This window comes from Hydrococcus rivularis NIES-593 (genome assembly GCF_001904635.1).
GTDB classification, from domain to species: Bacteria; Cyanobacteriota; Cyanobacteriia; order Cyanobacteriales; family Microcystaceae; genus Hydrococcus; species Hydrococcus rivularis.
In genome coordinates, this window is the sequence record NZ_MRCB01000001.1 from 204,124 (window position 1) to 220,690 (window position 16,567).

At 45.9% G+C, this 16,567-nt stretch carries 13 protein-coding genes and 1 pseudogene; 6 read left to right on the forward strand and 8 right to left on the reverse strand.

Translation table 11 applies throughout. The annotated features are described in order from the left end of the window. Nucleotides 1-82: 82 nt before the first annotated feature. The 3 genes and pseudogenes from NIES593_RS25720 to NIES593_RS00905 all read right to left on the reverse strand — a co-directional run bounded on the left by NIES593_RS25720 (nucleotide 83) and on the right by NIES593_RS00905 (nucleotide 3,017). A pseudogene (locus NIES593_RS25720) lies at nucleotides 83-615 on the reverse strand (acyl carrier protein phosphodiesterase). A 70-nt stretch (nucleotides 616-685) separates the two neighbouring features. After that, nucleotides 686-1,615, reverse strand: coding sequence for a beta-carotene hydroxylase (gene crtR / locus NIES593_RS00900; protein ID WP_073597788.1), 930 nt, complete (start codon nucleotides 1,613-1,615; stop codon nucleotides 686-688). 268 nt (nucleotides 1,616-1,883) lie between these two features. Beyond that, nucleotides 1,884-3,017, reverse strand: a complete 1,134-nt coding sequence (locus NIES593_RS00905; RefSeq protein WP_073597789.1) for a quinone-dependent dihydroorotate dehydrogenase — start codon at nucleotides 3,015-3,017, stop codon at nucleotides 1,884-1,886. Between the two features lie 295 nt (nucleotides 3,018-3,312). On the opposite strand from NIES593_RS00905, the gene NIES593_RS00910 reads away from it, so the two are divergent. Next, complete coding sequence (locus NIES593_RS00910; RefSeq protein WP_073597790.1) at nucleotides 3,313-4,086, forward strand: PEP-CTERM sorting domain-containing protein; 774 nt, start codon at nucleotides 3,313-3,315, stop codon at nucleotides 4,084-4,086. A 94-nt stretch (nucleotides 4,087-4,180) separates the two neighbouring features. On the opposite strand, the gene NIES593_RS00915 is transcribed toward NIES593_RS00910, so the two are convergent. Then, entirely contained in the window at nucleotides 4,181-4,555 is a 375-nt protein-coding gene (locus tag NIES593_RS00915) for a c-type cytochrome (protein ID WP_073597791.1), read from the reverse strand. Nucleotides 4,556-4,840: 285 nt separating this feature from the next. Between NIES593_RS00915 and petG the strand changes: the two genes are divergently transcribed. Then, nucleotides 4,841-4,957, forward strand: a complete 117-nt coding sequence (petG, locus tag NIES593_RS00920) for a cytochrome b6-f complex subunit V (protein ID WP_015144708.1) — start codon at nucleotides 4,841-4,843, stop codon at nucleotides 4,955-4,957. 48 nt (nucleotides 4,958-5,005) lie between these two features. On the opposite strand, the gene tsaE is transcribed toward petG, so the two are convergent. Together tsaE and NIES593_RS00930 are read right to left on the reverse strand one after the other, a co-directional pair. Beyond that, complete coding sequence (gene tsaE, locus NIES593_RS00925; protein ID WP_073597792.1) at nucleotides 5,006-5,530, reverse strand: tRNA (adenosine(37)-N6)-threonylcarbamoyltransferase complex ATPase subunit type 1 TsaE; 525 nt, start codon at nucleotides 5,528-5,530, stop codon at nucleotides 5,006-5,008. A 63-nt stretch (nucleotides 5,531-5,593) separates the two neighbouring features. Continuing rightward, nucleotides 5,594-6,970, reverse strand: coding sequence for a gluconeogenesis factor YvcK family protein (locus tag NIES593_RS00930; protein WP_073597793.1), 1,377 nt, complete (start codon nucleotides 6,968-6,970; stop codon nucleotides 5,594-5,596). Nucleotides 6,971-6,975: 5 nt separating this feature from the next. Between NIES593_RS00930 and ruvC the strand changes: the two genes are divergently transcribed. After that, entirely contained in the window at nucleotides 6,976-7,593 is a 618-nt protein-coding gene (gene ruvC, locus NIES593_RS00935; protein WP_083602258.1) for a crossover junction endodeoxyribonuclease RuvC, read from the forward strand. Nucleotides 7,594-7,668: 75 nt separating this feature from the next. Here ruvC and NIES593_RS00940 read toward each other — a convergent pair whose 3' ends face one another. Then, complete coding sequence (locus tag NIES593_RS00940) at nucleotides 7,669-9,969, reverse strand: IMS domain-containing protein (RefSeq protein WP_073597794.1); 2,301 nt, start codon at nucleotides 9,967-9,969, stop codon at nucleotides 7,669-7,671. 425 nt (nucleotides 9,970-10,394) lie between these two features. Here NIES593_RS00940 and pdhA point away from each other — a divergent pair, with 425 nt between their 5' ends. Together pdhA and secA are read left to right on the forward strand one after the other, a co-directional pair. Continuing rightward, nucleotides 10,395-11,429 (forward strand): pyruvate dehydrogenase (acetyl-transferring) E1 component subunit alpha, encoded by a 1,035-nt coding sequence (gene pdhA, locus NIES593_RS00945; protein WP_073597795.1) that lies wholly within the window; start codon nucleotides 10,395-10,397, stop codon nucleotides 11,427-11,429. Between the two features lie 376 nt (nucleotides 11,430-11,805). Continuing rightward, nucleotides 11,806-14,616 carry a preprotein translocase subunit SecA gene (gene secA / locus NIES593_RS00950; protein WP_073597796.1) on the forward strand — a complete coding sequence of 937 codons (2,811 nt, stop codon included), beginning with the start codon at nucleotides 11,806-11,808 and terminating at the stop codon, nucleotides 14,614-14,616. 30 nt (nucleotides 14,617-14,646) lie between these two features. Here the strand turns inward: secA and NIES593_RS00955 are convergent, their stop codons facing one another. Continuing rightward, nucleotides 14,647-15,588: a Tll0287-like domain-containing protein gene (locus tag NIES593_RS00955; protein ID WP_073597797.1), complete on the reverse strand. Its 942-nt coding sequence runs from the start codon at nucleotides 15,586-15,588 to the stop codon at nucleotides 14,647-14,649. A gap of 162 nt (nucleotides 15,589-15,750) precedes the next feature. Between NIES593_RS00955 and NIES593_RS00960 the strand changes: the two genes are divergently transcribed. Beyond that, nucleotides 15,751-16,545 (forward strand): phosphate/phosphite/phosphonate ABC transporter substrate-binding protein, encoded by a 795-nt coding sequence (locus NIES593_RS00960; RefSeq protein ID WP_245817205.1) that lies wholly within the window; start codon nucleotides 15,751-15,753, stop codon nucleotides 16,543-16,545. The last annotated feature ends 22 nt before the right edge of the window (nucleotides 16,546-16,567 follow it).

Here is a 16,567-nt window from a genome sequence, read left to right on the forward strand (position 1 = left end):
AGCAAGACGCTCGTACTATAATTACGGTTGTTCGATTGGATTTATTCTAATGAAGAAAAAATCGAGTTAGATGTGCGATCGCCTAAAAATACGGGCGGTTAGTTTCAACGTAATTAATAATTTCTGGAAAGAAACTCAGAAAATCTAGCTCGATTTCATCATAATTTTTCAAGAGTTCGTCTTGAGCTAGTGCCAGACTATTTGCTCTTTGAATCCGTCGAGACAAACGCTGACAAGCTAGATCGATCCCTTCGATTTCTTTATACAAAATTAACCAGTTTTCAGAAATCATTCTGGGGATATTTTTTTGCAATGTTTTGGGTAAAATATTCCGTTTTTTTCTAAGATTTTATAGATTTTATTGACAAATTCTTCTAAAGTTTCCTTTGAAAATTGCGACCAGTTTTTAGCCAGAAAATGGTCGTAAAAAATATCTATTATAACACCAGAAAAATGGCGATGAATTGTGCTGAGGCGCTGTTTACTTTTTTTAAAAAAATAGTGAGTATCAGTAAAAAAGTCTACTCGTCGATGGGTTCTAATTCCCTTGAGTATGCTTTCACTATAATGAGTTCTGTATCTTTCTAGAGAACCTTTAACAAAATCACCAAGCAAATTGCCAATGCGAGTTCTGGTGTATCTTCTGCTAGAAATAAATGAGCCAAATAATTCATTGATTTAAGGTCTATTGACTCTTTTTAGGGCACAAGGTTTGCGTCTCTACATCTAATTTTTTTGAATTTTTATGATGAAAACGAATGCCTAAAAACACATCATAAAGGAAATTCCAAAAGTTCTTTTTCTCCAGTAAACCCAGAGATTGATCGCATCCTTTGGCATCTAAAAGCGGTTTGGTAGCATAATAGGCAGCTTGATATTTATACCAAGGGATCGAGGGCCACAGATGATGAATGAGGTGATAATTTTGTCCGAGAATGAGAAGATTGAGAATAGAGTTGGGATAGACTCTCGCATTTTTCCAGCGATCGCGCTCTTGAAAAGGACGATGGGGTAGATAATCAAAAAACAGCCCCAGTGCTAACCCTACTACTAAAGCTGGAACGAACCAAAAGTTCATAATATAGCCAATAAAACCATAGTGGCATCCCAGAAAAACAACTGTGATAAGAAACAGTCGGCTTAAAAACCATTCAAGCAACTCATAATTGCGCCACAAACGCCGCTTAAAGAAAAAGATTTCGTGATAAAAAAAGCGTGCTGCAATTAACCACAAAGGTCCCCCAGTAGAGACAAAATGGTCGGGATCGTTTTCGGGATCGTTGACGTGAGCGTGGTGTTGCAAGTGTACCCTGGTAAATACGGGAAAAGCAAATCCCAACATCAGCGCGCTGCCGTGTCCCAGAATAGCATTAAGAATTCGGTTTCGATGGGCGCTGTTGTGAGATGCATCATGAATGACCGTACCTGCTAAATGCAAAGCCAGAACATTAAAACAAAAACAGCACCAATCCCACCAATTCCACAACCAATAACCACAAACTGAAAAAACAATTAGCCCTAAAGCTGCTAAAAACATGATCGCAGTAGGATTTAATCCATCGGGCGCTTTTAGAAACTCTTTGGGCACCGTCAGCAGCATCTGGGCCGACTGCATCGTTGTTGTTGCTCCTTTTTATCCTTTGTTTATCCTTCCCTCGCGTAGTTTACAATACAACGGCTATTAGATAAAGATTTGTAACATTATCTCATCTAATATGTAGCAGCTAGATAAATAAGTTACTAATTGTCATTTGTTCTTTGTCATTCGATTTTGACGAAGCCGCCGCACGCTCCTTGAACCGCTTCAAGGAAAACGGCGGATTTTGGATTGGGGATTAGTTAGTAGTTAGTGGTTATTCGTTTCTTCCTATCTTCCCCCTCCCCTAGTCTTCCGCGCTGCCGACTGCTTGCGAAAGATGCGTAAAACCTTGTGCTTCTAATCTGGTAACCAATCCTTCTAGAAGGCGACGTACCATCCAAGGTCCTTCATAAATCCAACCCGTATAGACTTGTAGCAGACTCGCACCAGCCGTAATTTTTTCCCAGGCATCATCGGGGGTAAAAATACCTCCAACCCCAATAATTGGGAGTTTACCTTGGGTTTTGTGCCAAATAAAGCGGATTATCTCTGTAGAGAGCTGGCGCACGGGAGTGCCGCTAATGCCTCCGGCTTCGTCTTTAATATCTTTCCCTGTCGCTTCGAGAATTTGGGTTTTCAGTCCGTCCCGTCGAGTTGTGGTGTTGGTGGCAATAATACCAGCTAAATTATAGGCTTTCGCTAAGTCTAGGATAGTCGCGATCGCATCCCAATTCAAGTCGGGAGAGATCTTAATTAATAGCGGCTTACTGCCCTGATTTTCTGCAACCAATGCTGCCAAAATGGGTTCGAGTTGTTTTTCTGCTTGGAGCGATCGCAACCCTGGCGTATTGGGAGAACTCACATTCGCGACAAAATAATCAGCCCAATCCCTCAGATGGCGAAAACTTTCCACATAATCCTCTGCTGCTTCCTCTAAAGGAGTTATTTTAGACTTACACAGATTAATCCCGATAGGAATGCGACGGGGCTGTCTTTGCCAAGCTTGGCGAAGGGTTTTGGACATAGCTTCTGCCCCTTGATTGTTTGCTCCCATGCGATTTAGGACGGCTCGATCCAACGGCAGGCGAAACAAGCGAGGACGAGGATTGCCAGGTTGCGGGTGAAGCGTTACTGCTCCTAATTCTGCAAACCCAAAACCCAAACTACTCCAGATTCCAGCGGCTACCCCATCTTTATCGCAACCTGGAGCCAAACCGACGGGATTATCAAATTTAAGTCCCCACAAGGTTTGTGAGAGTCGCGGATCGCTGTAGACAAAGGATTGCTCGCATTGTTTCAGCACCCAGCCTCCCCAAACAGAATGACGCGATCGCTCTATCCAATTTAGAGTTTTGAGGAGTTGCTGATGCGCTCCCTCTGGATTGTTTTTAGCAGCAGCGAGAATAAGTGGATATAAGGGCTGCGCGAAATTAAACATAGAAGAATAGTTGAGAAATGAGATCGATCGTTAGTAATTTTACTGATTCTCACACAGATTTTTCCGTAGAAATAACCAGTGATTTATAAAGTCTTTAAGATCTTACTATTTTTATTTTAGTAAATATTCGAGATAAATAATTGACTCGTTCCGAATTTATTGATTTCTTTTCAGTATTTCCTCGATGCTTTCTATTGACAAGATGTTTTTTGAGTAAAAAATGATTTTCTTGGATGACATAATAACAATGATTGGGCAAACTAAAATTAAGACAAAATAGTCAGCTTTAAAATTAATGATCGAACAAAAAATGAAAGGGAGATTTAAACTAAGACTAGCAATTTCTGTGGCTGGTTTCGCCATTGCTGGTTTGCTTGTTCCTAAAGCAGCCGAGGCAGTTACCCTGTATAGAGTTTCGCAAGAAACTGCTGTCAACAGCGACAACTACAATCTCTTGGGGTATATTAAACCTTTTGTTACGACACAAACAGTTAGCCAGTACTACAATTACAAAAACTCCTCGTTTGGTGGTTCTAATATTCAACTTGTCAACGATCGCTCGCATCTCTTTTTAGTTCAGGCAAAAGATGGTTTAGCCCTTTTCTCAGTTCATAATTCACCAGCTGCCTCAGATAGAACTGGTGGTAATGCACGAATGCAATTTGATTTGTTAGGAGATCCTAACAAATCCTCGTTTATGGTGAGAGACGATGCAAGCGATACATATCTTGTAAATGGTACCGTTATAAACGGCGCTAATTCGACTTTAATAGGCGATACTTTTACCACAACCCAAAATTGGCAACCTGGTAAAACAGATGGCTTTGCAATTGGTTCTCTCAATGACAACTGGACAATGTTTGCTCGCTTCACTGCCCGGACGAACTTAAATTCCTGGACTGCCTATTCGCAAGATGGAGCAAATATTTCGCTTGCCTTGGAGAATAACCGAAGAGTAAAAATAGACAAGGTTGAGATCCCCGAACCTACGGCTACATTAAGTCTGCTTGCGGTTGGCGCGCTTGGGGTTGGTACTTCGGCACTGAGACGCAAAAAAAATTGCGAGTAAACAAAAATAATCTGGACTATGAATCAATGACAAAATTCACCAGCCATACCTCTTACCGCCTTTTACAAAAAAAGAGCTGGTAAGAGGATAATAGTTAGAGTTGCTCTAAATAACTCAGCAAATCTGCCATTTCCTGAGTACTTGGCTGAAATTTTGGCATAGGAGGGGTTTTCCCACTGATGACTTGCTCGATCAAGCGAACTTTAGATTTGCGTTTGGGAACGTGGTGCAAGCTCGGTCCTACATTACCATCAGCTTGCAATCCATGACATCCCGCACAGTTGATTTGAAAGATTGCGTGACCCCTATCTCGATCGCCAGTAAGGGATAAAACTTTTAGCACGTAGGGATCGGAAACCCTGCTGAAGTGTATTCCCAGAGCGATCCCGATAACTAGCAAAGCCAAAGCTACTGCTACCCAAATCAATCGCTGTGCCAAAACTTTAGGTTGTGCTAACTGATTATCCACTGGTCATTTCAACAGGTCGCTCTTCTGTTAACATTTTGCAATGTTTTAGGAGTCAAATGCTACTTTTATTAAACACATGTAACAGTTTGACAGCAAAGTCTTGCATATTATAAAAATAACTTAAGATTATGAGAGCGATCGCGCAGAATCGCATTAAGAAATCAAAATGATTGGCGCTGCGATCGCCAAACTATCCGATTGCTAGGTCGCAGTAGAATTGGGCGACATTCTCAGATAGGATAGAAACAGACAAACAGGCATAACTATGATACAAGGAGAAATACCGTGATCGAACCCTTGCTTTTGGGAATCGTTTTAGGTCTAATTTTTATCACGTTGGCTGGTCTATTTTTTGCTGCCTATATGCAATACAAGCGCGGCAATCAGCTTGGGATCGATTAATCATCCCTCGTGAATGATGAATGATGAGTTACAAAAATTCAGAATCTATCATTCATCATTCAGTTGGCAGTTAATGGTTATTTGCTTCGAGAGCGATCGCTGCGCCAACATTCTCGACAAGTCAAAGTCTAATTCTCCTACCAACCGTAACTTGGCTTGGCGCTGCAAATCTTCCCTAAAGCTTAGTTCGATGTCGAGATAGTTGGGAGGATGGTAGAGCAGACGTTCTGCCCACTCGATCGCTACAATTCCCGGCGCAACCTCTATCCCTTCCCAATAGACATCTAAATAGAGTCCCTCAACTTCTTTTGGCTGCAAGCGGTATAAATCGAAATGATACAGCGGCAAACGCCCCTCGGTATATTCGTTAATGAGAGCAAAGGTTGGACTGAGTACGGTGTCTTTAATGCCTAATCCTTCTCCGAGACCTTGAACTAAAGTCGTTTTCCCAGCGCCTAAATCTCCTCTCAGTAAAACGACACTTCCAGCAGGCAAAGACTCTCCTAAGATTTTGCCTAACTGTCGAGTTGTTTGAGGATCGGGCAAAAGAATTGTCGCTGACCGAACAGTCATATTGTGCTTCTAGTCTTGATAATACCAAAAGATAACGGCTTTAGCTGATAACCGAACGCCGAATTATCTGCCTCCGTACCACCGCAACAAGACTCTAGCTAATCGATGGGGATCGTGACGCACGTAACCCGTTTCTTCATCTTCATCCATAACGTTAGCCAACACGACGCGGCATCCTAAATTAGTAACCTCCTCTCGATCCAAGAAGACGGGATAGCAATTTTCCTGTGCGTAGCGTAGCAAAGATTGAGGAGAAGGGGATTGTCGCTGGACGAGGACGGCATCAAAGACTCGTTTGCCGCAGACGCGATCGATCGCTCGGATATGCTCGGCAACGGTATATCCTTCGGTTTCTCCGGGTTGGGTCATAATATTGCAGACGTAGATGCGAGGCACTTTAGCATTAGCGATCGCCTCTCGAATTCTCGGTACTAATAAATTGGGAATGACGCTAGTATAGAGGCTACCCGGTCCGATAATAATATAATCCGCTTCCTCGATCGCCCGAATGGCTGCGGGTAAGGCTGGAGGATCGGTTGGATGACAGCCAATTTGACGAATTTGTCCTTTAGCTTTGGTAATATTAGACTCTCCTTGAATTAATCGCCCATCAGCCAACTCAGCCCATAGACTCACGTCGCTGAGAGTAGCGGGTAACACCTTGCCTCGCACTGCCAAAACTTGGGAACTAGCGGCGATCGCTTTTTCTAGATCTCCTGCGATCTCAGTCATAGCAGTCAGAAACAAATTGCCAAAACTATGACCGCTCAATCCGTCGCCCGCCTGAAAGCGATATTGAAACAACTCCGTGAGCAGCTTTTCCTCATCTGCCAAAGCAGCAATGCAGTTGCGAATATCTCCGGGCGGCAGCACGCCGATTTCCCGTCGCAGTCGTCCGGAAGAGCCGCCGTCATCGGCAACAGTGACGATTGCGGTAATATTGGCGCTATAGTGTTTCAGACCCCTGAGCAAGGTAGAAAGCCCCGTTCCGCCGCCAATAGCAACGATTTTTGGTCCTCGATTCAAGCGACGATGGGCGAGCAGAACATCCACCAGTTCGCGATCGCTATCGGGCTGAAGCGCTTCCGTAATCGAGCCAACCGTTCGGGTTTGTCCCCAGAAAATAAGAAACAGTCCCAAGGCGAGGGCAAACGGTCCGGAGACATAGCTGGGAACGGTATTGGTAATAGTTCCTAAGACTGCGGAGACAAATTCAATCAAGCGATAAATGGGAGTCAGCTTGATCCAAATTGCCAATCCTAAAGCGGTGAGGACAACGCCAATAGCGCTGATGACCAACCAACGCTTGACCAATAATCCGGGCGATAGCCACTTGAACCATCGGTTAAATTGTTTGGGGGTTCGTTTGCCAACAGCAGCCAACTTTCCCCTATCTGACTTAAGTTTGCGCAAAGCGTGTTTTAATAGACCGATTGACATAACCGATGACTAACGAGAAAACCGTCGTCAAAAAGACTCTAACTGACTCTGAAGCAATCTCTCAAGTATTTTTAACAATCGGCTTGATGAAAAAACGAATTTTAGGACTCGATCCGGGAATAGCAATTGTTGGATTTGGCACAATTGTATGTCAGAGTGCAGACAATTGGGCGATTGCCGTTAGAAATCGACAGATTCGACCGTGGCACCCCTCCCCCGAACCTGTTCGATTATTAGAGTTCGGAGCGATTGAGACTCCTGCTGCCACCCCGGATGGAGAGCGTCTGGCAACTATCTATGAAGATTTACGCACGCTCCTCAAAGAAAGTCGTCCCGATTTAGTCGCGATCGAGAAACTATTTTTTTACCGTATGAACAATACGATCGCCGTTGCTCAGGCACGAGGCGTATTGTTGCTAGCCCTGGCAATGGAAAAGATTCCCTATGTGGAATTTACTCCCGCTCAAGTCAAACAAGCTCTCACCGGGCATGGTAATGCCAAAAAGTCCGAAGTTCAGGCAGCCGTGGCGCGAGAGTTGAATTTAGCCGTCATTCCTCAACCCGACGATGCTGCTGATGCTTTGGCTGTCGCTTTAACTGCTTGGTTTCATTCCCAGTTTTGAAGCGAGCGACCTTCCCATACCCCGGTACGCGAGCGGATAAGTCTCGCTCTCTAGCTTTTCTAGCGATTTTCTTGTCTATCTAAGAACTTGGCTACTTTGAATCAGCCAGCGACCCTGTTGGCGAATTAATTCATAACGAACCCGTATGCTGTAATCGTCGGATTGTCCGCGATTCAACTGTCCGTTTTGATAGTAGTTGGCAATTTCTCTAACCGATGCCTCTACCGTAGCGCGATCGGGGTTTTGCGTATCGGTTTTGAGGGAACGGACTTGCATCTGGTGTTGATAGTGCCAGTAATTGTTACTTCCTTTTAGTTTTGCCGCGCGATCGCGCCACTGAGATAGCAAAGTTCCCGTTAAAATCTCGTCCAATTTCTCTACCTGGTGCTGGCTCCCCATTGCTTGAGATTTAACCGTTAACCAAGTTTGGATAACTTGCTCGGCTCCCTGCTGGGTTAGAATTTCTGGGGGAATAACCACCTGTGCGTCTGCTGGCGGAATCGCGATTGGAGGTCGATTGAGCGCGATCGATAATTGTTCTCCTTTGAGAGCATTTAGAGGAGAACTGCTCGCTTCAAACCACTGATACACCAAACCAAAAGCTCCTACTCCGAATACAATTGCCGCTGCTCCCAACAGCAAGCGCTGCCTTCGAGAAGACAACCGAGAGCGATTTCTGCGCCGTGGAGAACGAAGGGACGGGCGTTGTCGTTCTGGATCGCGTTTTTTTGGAGGACTCGACCGTCTTCTGCGACGAGCGGGTGGCTCTAGGGTTGGCTGGCGATAACCCGTCGTCAAGACCCATCGCTCTCTGGAGAGTTCTGACGGCTCTTCTGCATAGCCCCCTCTTTCATAGGTAGAGGGTTTGGCTGCTAACACGGCAGTCGTTCGCCCGCCAGAGGTTTGCGCAAGCGTCTTCGTTTCTCCATAATATCGATCGCGGCTGGGCACCGATCTGGAGGTTCTCGTTCTTCTTTGCTGGAAGTTCGGTTGTCTTCCAGCTTGATTTTTCGCCATTGTTTCTCCTAATGTGTGTTGAGGGTTGTCTTGTGAGGGCTGCTCTTGTTCGCCAGAGCTAGCTGGTAACTGCTCTAGATATTCTTGTACCTCTTTATCGGCAAAGTATTGCTTTATAGAGGCTTTTTGGTTTGCTAGGTCTCGAAAATGGGAAAAGACTTCGGTTTGCAGCCAACGTTCTCCATAGACGCATAAACCTCGCAATAGATCGGGTTCTCCTTGGGAGCGATCGCGAATAAAGGCTAGCGGTTCTTCTTCCTTGCTGCCTTCTAGCGCTCGACTCGCCTCTTCTGTTTGACCTAGCAGCAGGGCGCACATGGCTTGCTCTAGATGAACGTCTTGCCGCTCGCTTAACTCACAGAGAAGGTCTTTAGCCCGAACGATTAGAGCGGGTTTTTTTTCGGCAAATCCTCTCCCGATTAAGGCATAAATAGCGAGATATTTGCCGACGGTTGAAGGACGTTGAGCTTCCGCTTCAAACAAGTCTTGCTGTTCTTGGGCGGTTAAGTAAATTCTGATTTGCTGGATAAAGCGCAGACAGTCATCGATTTCTAACCCAGAGCGATCGTCGCCTTTGCCGTCAATTCCGCCGCGCTCTTGCAGCATGTCTTTGAGGAGTTTCAACCCTTTGTTTCTCTCTGCTGTTCTCTCTTCGTCAAGGGCTAGTAACTCTAAAATCCGATAGGGTCTTAACTTATACAGCTCTGTGCGAATTTCTGCCCATACGCCTGGGAAAAGGTGTTCTTTCTCTAGCAGTTCCAGCCCTTTGCTTCCCAATTCCGCTGCGGTTTCGTATTCTCCTCGCTGCCAATGTTCTCTGCCCAACTCCCAGTGGGCTAAAGCTAGGGTTAGGACGATATCGCTCTTAACTGCCTGTAGCGTCTTTGGGTCTTCCGGGTCGGGACTGACTTGTTGGGGGTTATTGAGAAAAGGATAGCCCAAATTGAGAACTTGCTCGTATTCCCCCAGGTCTTGAAGGATCAGTAGCGCTCCAACAAATTGCTCCGGGGCAATTTCAATCGAGGGGGCAGGGCGTTCGGGGACACTTTTTTGCGATTCGTCCGTCTTATTTACAGATGACTCGTTATCTTGCTGCGCTGGTGATTTTTCTTCCGCTTTTTCTGAGTTGGTTTTCTCTTTCTCTAGAAAATTTTCCTCGTATTCAGCTCGTTTTTGGGAATCGCAGAGAACTTGATATGCCATCTCTAGCAATTGTTTGCGAGCAGCGATCGCGATGCTGCTATATTCCCATCTTGTGGGCAACTGCAAGTTACGGTCGCGGTAAGCTTGATTCAATAGCTCGTCCGTCATCCGAACCGGTATTCCCAAAATTCTATAGTAGTCGAGCGGAATTCGCACGGTTAGTTTCCTCAGAGGGGAGTTATCAAAAATTTAATTTGCACAAAAATTTTACTCCTTCTTGGTTTCTGTAGCCGACAAGCTTTAGAATATTTCAGAATATCTGGCAAAATTTTAGCTCAAACACTCGGGATTGGTAAAAAAATCTTTAAAAATTTATATCCTATTGGCAGCAAGGCTCCGCTGCTATCGCAACAAACCTCATCTAATCTTAAAGTGCTGTTATCGCGAAACTGGGTCGGATTCAGTCGCAGACTAAGTTTTTGGGAAAGTCCATAGATTCATGCTTCGGGCTAGATGCCGTATCCGAAAAAGTGTGATAAAGTTCATGGTAAAATATGGCGAATTTACTTTACTTAATTTTTTAGGCTTTCTATTCTAGAAAAACATCGCAATCGCTAACTGGATTTAAAGATTTAGGCTCTATGGTTTCCGAACGCATTCTACCCGAATTTAATACGGCTTCAGTCCGGATTACTAAAGAAGAAGGATTGCTTCTTTACGAGGACATGATTCTCGGACGCTTTTTTGAAGACAAATGTGCTGAGATGTACTATCGGGGCAAAATGTTTGGTTTTGTCCACCTCTACAACGGACAGGAAGCCATCTCGACCGGAATTATCAGAGCTTTGCGCCGCGATCGAGATTATGTTTGCAGTACCTACCGCGATCACGTCCACGCGCTTAGTTGCGGAGTTCCGGCTAGGGAGGTCATGGCTGAGTTGTTTGGCAAAGAAACTGGCTGTAGCAAAGGTCGCGGCGGCTCGATGCACCTGTTCTCTGCCCAACACCGACTTTTAGGCGGCTATGCGTTTGTCGCCGAAGGCATTCCCGTCGCGACGGGCGCTGCCTTTCAATCGAAGTATAGACGAGAAGTAATGGGAGATGAGAGCGCCGATCTCGTCACCGTCTGTTTCTTTGGCGATGGGGCAAGCAATAACGGTCAGTTTTTTGAATGTTTGAATATGGCTGCCCTTTGGAAACTCCCGATTATCTACGTTGTCGAGAATAATAAATGGGCAATTGGGATGGCGCACGATCGCGCCACCTCTCAACCGGAAATTTATAAGAAAGCCAGCGTCTTCCAAATGCCGGGAGTAGAAGTCGATGGGATGGACGTTTTGGCAGTTCGCAGCGTCGCTCAAGAAGCCATTGCCCGCGCCCGCGCCGGCGAAGGACCCACTCTAATCGAAGCGCTGACCTATCGCTTCCGAGGTCACTCCCTTGCCGATCCCGACGAATTGCGATCGCACGATGAAAAACAATTTTGGGGAGCACGCGATCCGATTAAAAAATTTGCCGCCTATCTGTTCGAGCATAACTTAGCCGAGCATGAAGAACTTAAGGAGATCGAGCGTCGCGTTCAGGCAATCATAGACGATGCCGTTCAATTCGCGCAAGAAAGCCCAGAACCAGACCCCAGCGAACTTTACCGCTATGTCTTCGCTGAGGACGAATAGAATGACAAGGAAAGAATCGCGGAGGCAAGACAAAAATTTATAGCATTGTTGCAGGCGTACAAGGCTTTGCGCCCCTACTTGTCGTTGGCGATGACTTAGTAGAAGGTTGGGATTTCCGTAAAGCCTGTTTCCGTAAAGCCTGAAAGAGGGAGAAAATGATACCATAATTATTGATTCTCCGTCATCGGTCAATTCTCGCGAATGACCAAAACAATTCTCAATTCACAATTTACTATTCACCCATCAAGAGGGTGTATGTCCCTACGGAAATCAAAGATTCAGTGGTCGAGATCGGTGACGAGAAGCTCGCCGATTGTAATTGTGAATTGAGCCTTGCCAATTGCTAATTGGTCTGACATCCCGATAAGAAACTGCCATGCTATTAAAAAGTTTATTAGGCGACCCCAACGCACGTAAGATCAAAAAACTTCAGCCCCTGGTGACTGACATTAACCTTCTCGAAGAAGACATTAAAAAGCTTTCTGACGAAGAACTCAAGCAGAAAACGGCAGAGTTTAAGCAAAAACTAGAAAAAGCCAGAAGCGATCGCGAACTAGAAGACATCTTAGACGAAATCCTCCCCGAAGCCTTTGCCGTAGTTCGAGAAGCTGCCGTTCGCGTTTTGGGAATGCGTCACTTTGACGTGCAGTTACTTGGGGGTATCGTCCTGCATAAAGGGCAAATTGCCGAGATGAAAACCGGGGAAGGGAAAACCCTAGTAGCAACCCTTCCTGCCTATCTCAACGGTTTGACGGGGAAGGGCGTACACATCGTGACGGTGAACGACTACCTCGCCCGCCGCGATGCTGAATGGATGGGACAAGTCCATCGTTTTCTGGGGCTAAGCGTAGGCTTAATCCAAGCGGGAATGAGTCCAGAAGAGAAAAAGAGAAACTACGCCTGCGATATTACCTACACCACCAACAGCGAACTAGGCTTTGACTACCTGCGAGACAATATGGCGCCGTCGATGGCAGAAGTGGTGCAGCGTCCCTTCAACTACTGCATCATCGACGAAGTAGACTCGATTCTCATCGACGAAGCCCGAACGCCATTAATTATCTCCGGACAGATAGAACGTCCGACAGAAAAATATCTCAAGGCGGCAGAAATTGCCCAACAACTGGTCAGACAAGTCGATGAAAGTCAACCGGGCGATTACGAAGTCGATGAAAAAGCCCGCAATATTCTCATGACCGATGAGGGTTTTGAAAAAGCCGAGCAACTATTGGGAGTTCAAGACTTATACGATCAAAATAATCCCTGGGCGCATTACATTTTCAACGCCATTAAGGCAAAAGAACTCTTTATCAAAGACGTAAACTATATCGTCCGCAATGGAGAAGTAGTCATTGTGGATGAATTCACCGGACGGGTATTGCCAGGGCGACGTTGGAGCGACGGCTTGCACCAGGCGATCGAAGCCAAAGAAAGGGTAGAGATTCAACCGGAAACTCAAACCCTAGCAACCATTACCTATCAGAACTTCTTCCTGCTCTATCCCAAACTGTCGGGGATGACGGGTACTGCCAAAACCGAAGAAACTGAATTGGAAAAGGTCTATAACCTACAGGTGACGGTTATCCCGACCAACCGACCTTCTAGACGCTACGATATGCCAGATGTAGTCTACAAAAACGAGCGGGGCAAGTGGATAGCCGTAGCAGAAGAATGCGAAGAAATGCACAAAATAGGTCGTCCGGTGTTGGTGGGAACGACCAGCGTCGAAAAATCAGAATTGCTCTCTCGTTTACTCCAAGAAAAGAAAATTCCTCACAACCTGCTCAATGCTCGCCCTGAAAACGTGGAACGGGAATCGGAAATTGTGGCACAAGCGGGACGCAAAGGCGCTGTCACCATCGCTACCAACATGGCAGGTCGAGGTACCGATATTATCTTGGGCGGTAACGCAGACTACATGGCGCGATTGAAGATCCGAGAATATTTAATGCCCAAGATTGTCCGACCGGAAGACGACGATGCCCTGGGGGTTAGCGTTCCCGGAGTCGGCGGGCGCAACCGTCCTCAAGGCTTTGCTCCCGGCAAGAAAGTCAAAACCTGGAAGGCATCGCCTCAAATTTTTCCCACCGAGCTATCTAAAGATGCCCAAAAGCTGCTCAAAGATGTGGTGAAGTTTGCAGTAGACCAATACGGAGAGCAGAGTTTAACGGAACTGGAAGCCGAAGAAAAAGTAGCGATCGCGGCTGAAAACGCTCCCATCGACGATCCCGTCATTCAAAAACTGCGGGAAGCATACAAACTCATTCGCCGAGAATACGAAGAGTATACCAGTAGAGAACATGACGAAGTCGTAGGACTGGGCGGACTGCACGTAATCGGAACCGAACGCCACGAATCTCGCCGCATCGACAACCAATTAAGAGGCCGGGCGGCGCGACAAGGCGACCCCGGTTCGACGCGGTTCTTCCTGAGTTTGGAAGACAACTTGCTGAGGATCTTTGGCGGCGATCGCGTTGCCGGTTTGATGACCGCCTTGCGAGTCGAAGAAGACATGCCCATCGAATCCAAGATGCTCACCGGATCGCTGGAAGGGGCGCAGAAAAAAGTAGAAACCTACTACTACGACATCCGCAAACAGGTATTCGAGTACGACGAGGTAATGAACAATCAGCGTCGGGCAATTTACGCCGAACGTCGTCGAGTGTTGGAAGGACTGGATCTCAAAGAACAGGTTCTCCAGTACGCCGAGAAGACGATGGACGAGATCGTCGATGCTTACGTCAATCCCGAACTTCCTCCCGAAGAATGGGACTTAGAAGGTCTGGTAAATAAAGCCAAGGAGTTTGTCTATCTTTTGGAAGATGTCGAGGTTTCCGATATTGCTGACATGAGCGTCAGCGAGATCAAAAACTTCCTGCACGAAGAAGTTCGCAAAGCCTACGATATCAAGGAAGACCAAGTAGATAAAGTTCGTCCGGGACTGATGCGCGAAGCGGAGCGTTTCTTTATCTTGCAGCAAATCGATACCCTCTGGCGCGAGCATTTACAAGCAATGGACGCCTTGCGCGAGTCGATCGGATTGCGTGGGTACGGACAAAAAGACCCCCTAATCGAGTACAAACAAGAAGGCTATGAGATGTTCCTAGAGATGATGATCGATATTCGCCGGAACGTCGTCTATTCTCTGTTCCAATTCCAGCCGCAAGGTCAGCCGCAAACGGTATAACTTCTTTCGGGGCGTACTTGCCGTGCGCCCTTACTGCTGTGACTCTGAATTGAGCATATTCATCGCAATTTCTAGACTGACTTTCATGCGGTTGAGAGAAGCTGCAAGAATGCCGATTTCATCGTCGGCTAGATGTTTAAACTCTCCAGATAAATCGCCGGTACTGACTCTTTGGGCTACTTGAGACATTTTTTTGAGAGGGTTAGTCACCGTCTTTTTCAAGAAGAGGTTAATCAGGAAAATCGTTAGCAGCAGAAATACGCTGAGAATACCGATGACCGAAAACTGTAATTGGCGTGCCGCTTCAAAAACTGTGCTAGCAGGAACTGAAATCATTTGCGCTCCTACAATTTCGTTTAATTTCCAGCCATAACCATTCTTATCGCCGTAGGTAGTAATTTGACTTGGAGGAGCTAGTTCTGGCGCACTGTGACACCGCAAACAACTCTCCTGAGAAACAGCGAGAGGACGAGCAATATAAAAGATATCGCCACCGGGAAGGGAACGAAAACCCGTCTTTTCTTTTAAAGTGGGTTGAGTGCGAAAAGTTTCCACAATTTGAGTTTCAAATTCGTCGGCTTTATCTCTTAAATTTGTAGGATTTAACGTCGCCTCTTTATAGAAAAAATCTTGATATTCTTTACGAGTTCTTAGGCGTTCAAAAACTTCGCGAGCCGAATAAGCAGGAACGGTTTGAGGCAAAAATTCGTCTTCGGTTTCTAGTCTAGGAGCTAATTCTGGATTGACCTGAGTACTAGTGTAGTGCCTGACCGAACTCATCGTTTCTATTAATAAAAAAGCTTTGTCAGTAACAATTTGTTCTGCATTTCGATTCAAAATTATCGATAACAATAATCCGCTGACAGAAACGACGAGAAAAAAGATAAATACCAAAAGCAAATTGAGTTTTGTCCCTAGATTGAGTTGAGTTCCTATATTAAGTTTTGTACCGAGCTTAAAAAGTCTTAGCATTTATAAACTCCTGAAAAAAATTAAAATTGTAATAGTTCATTTGTAATCTGCCTAAAATTGTAAACGCAAAGACCCGATCGCATTTCTTAAAGCTTGTTAAATATGTTGCTCAAGCGCTTCCTACTTTTATCGGTTCTGATGCTAGCGGTAGGGTGTAGGTCGATGAGTCCCCCCTCATCGGGACAATTGACTATAGGAGTCATTAGTTTTGAAGAAAGCGATCGCTCGGTCGAACAATACTCCGAGCTACAAAATTATTTAGGTAGCACACTGAGGAGTTTAGTTGAATTAGAGCCAGCCTACAACGAACTCAAAGCCCTCGATCAAATCAAGCGCAAGCGCTGGGATATCGTCTTTGCTCCGCCCGGATTAGCCGCGATCGCGATTTCTCAAGCGCAATACGTGCCTCTGTTTCCGACAGAAGGAGCATTAAAAACTCGTTCGGTTATCATTGTCCTCAAAGAGAATCCGATCGAAAACCTCGATCGGCTAGCTGGAAAGACAATTGCTTTGGGTCAACCGGGTTCTGCGACGGGATATTATTTACCTATCTACAACTTGTATGGGTTGACATTAGCCGAAGTCCGTTTGGCAGCAACGCCAAAAAACGTCCTCGAATTAATTGCTAATCGAGAAGTCGCAGCAGGAGCCATGTCGCTAGCGGAATTCAACCAATATCGCTCCAAGTTTCCTGGCGTTCGCTTTCGCATTCTCCATACAGATTCTCACATAGTTCCAAGCGGAGCCGTTTTAGTCTCGTCCGACCTAGATCCGGCTCAAAAAGACAAAATTCGCGAGGCGCTATCCAAAGTTTCGCCCGCGATCGCATCTTCTGCGGGATACATTACCAACGCTCCTCCCCCAGATTACCAATATCTCATAGCAGTCGTCGATCGAGTCGTTCCCATTGCCGGACGCATCAGACAGAAGCCAGCACCGCTATACGAACAAAAATAATTACAACAGGATCGGCAGGGAA

Excerpts from the sequence above, each read along its gene's own strand:
- crtR (WP_073597788.1), bottom strand. The coding sequence starts at position 1,615 with ATGCAGTCGGCCCAGATGCTGCTGACGGTGCCCAAAGAGTTTCTAAAA.
- NIES593_RS00905 (WP_073597789.1), bottom strand. The coding sequence starts at position 3,017 with ATGTTTAATTTCGCGCAGCCCTTATATCCACTTATTCTCGCTGCTGCT.
- NIES593_RS00910 (WP_073597790.1), top strand. The coding sequence starts at position 3,313 with ATGATCGAACAAAAAATGAAAGGGAGATTTAAACTAAGACTAGCAATT.
- tsaE (WP_073597792.1), bottom strand. The coding sequence starts at position 5,530 with ATGACTGTTCGGTCAGCGACAATTCTTTTGCCCGATCCTCAAACAACT.
- NIES593_RS00930 (WP_073597793.1), bottom strand. The coding sequence starts at position 6,970 with ATGTCAATCGGTCTATTAAAACACGCTTTGCGCAAACTTAAGTCAGAT.
- ruvC (WP_083602258.1), top strand. The coding sequence starts at position 6,976 with ATGACTAACGAGAAAACCGTCGTCAAAAAGACTCTAACTGACTCTGAA.
- pdhA (WP_073597795.1), top strand. The coding sequence starts at position 10,395 with ATGGTTTCCGAACGCATTCTACCCGAATTTAATACGGCTTCAGTCCGG.
- secA (WP_073597796.1), top strand. The coding sequence starts at position 11,806 with ATGCTATTAAAAAGTTTATTAGGCGACCCCAACGCACGTAAGATCAAA.
- NIES593_RS00955 (WP_073597797.1), bottom strand. The coding sequence starts at position 15,588 with ATGCTAAGACTTTTTAAGCTCGGTACAAAACTTAATATAGGAACTCAA.
- NIES593_RS00960 (WP_245817205.1), top strand. The coding sequence starts at position 15,751 with ATGAGTCCCCCCTCATCGGGACAATTGACTATAGGAGTCATTAGTTTT.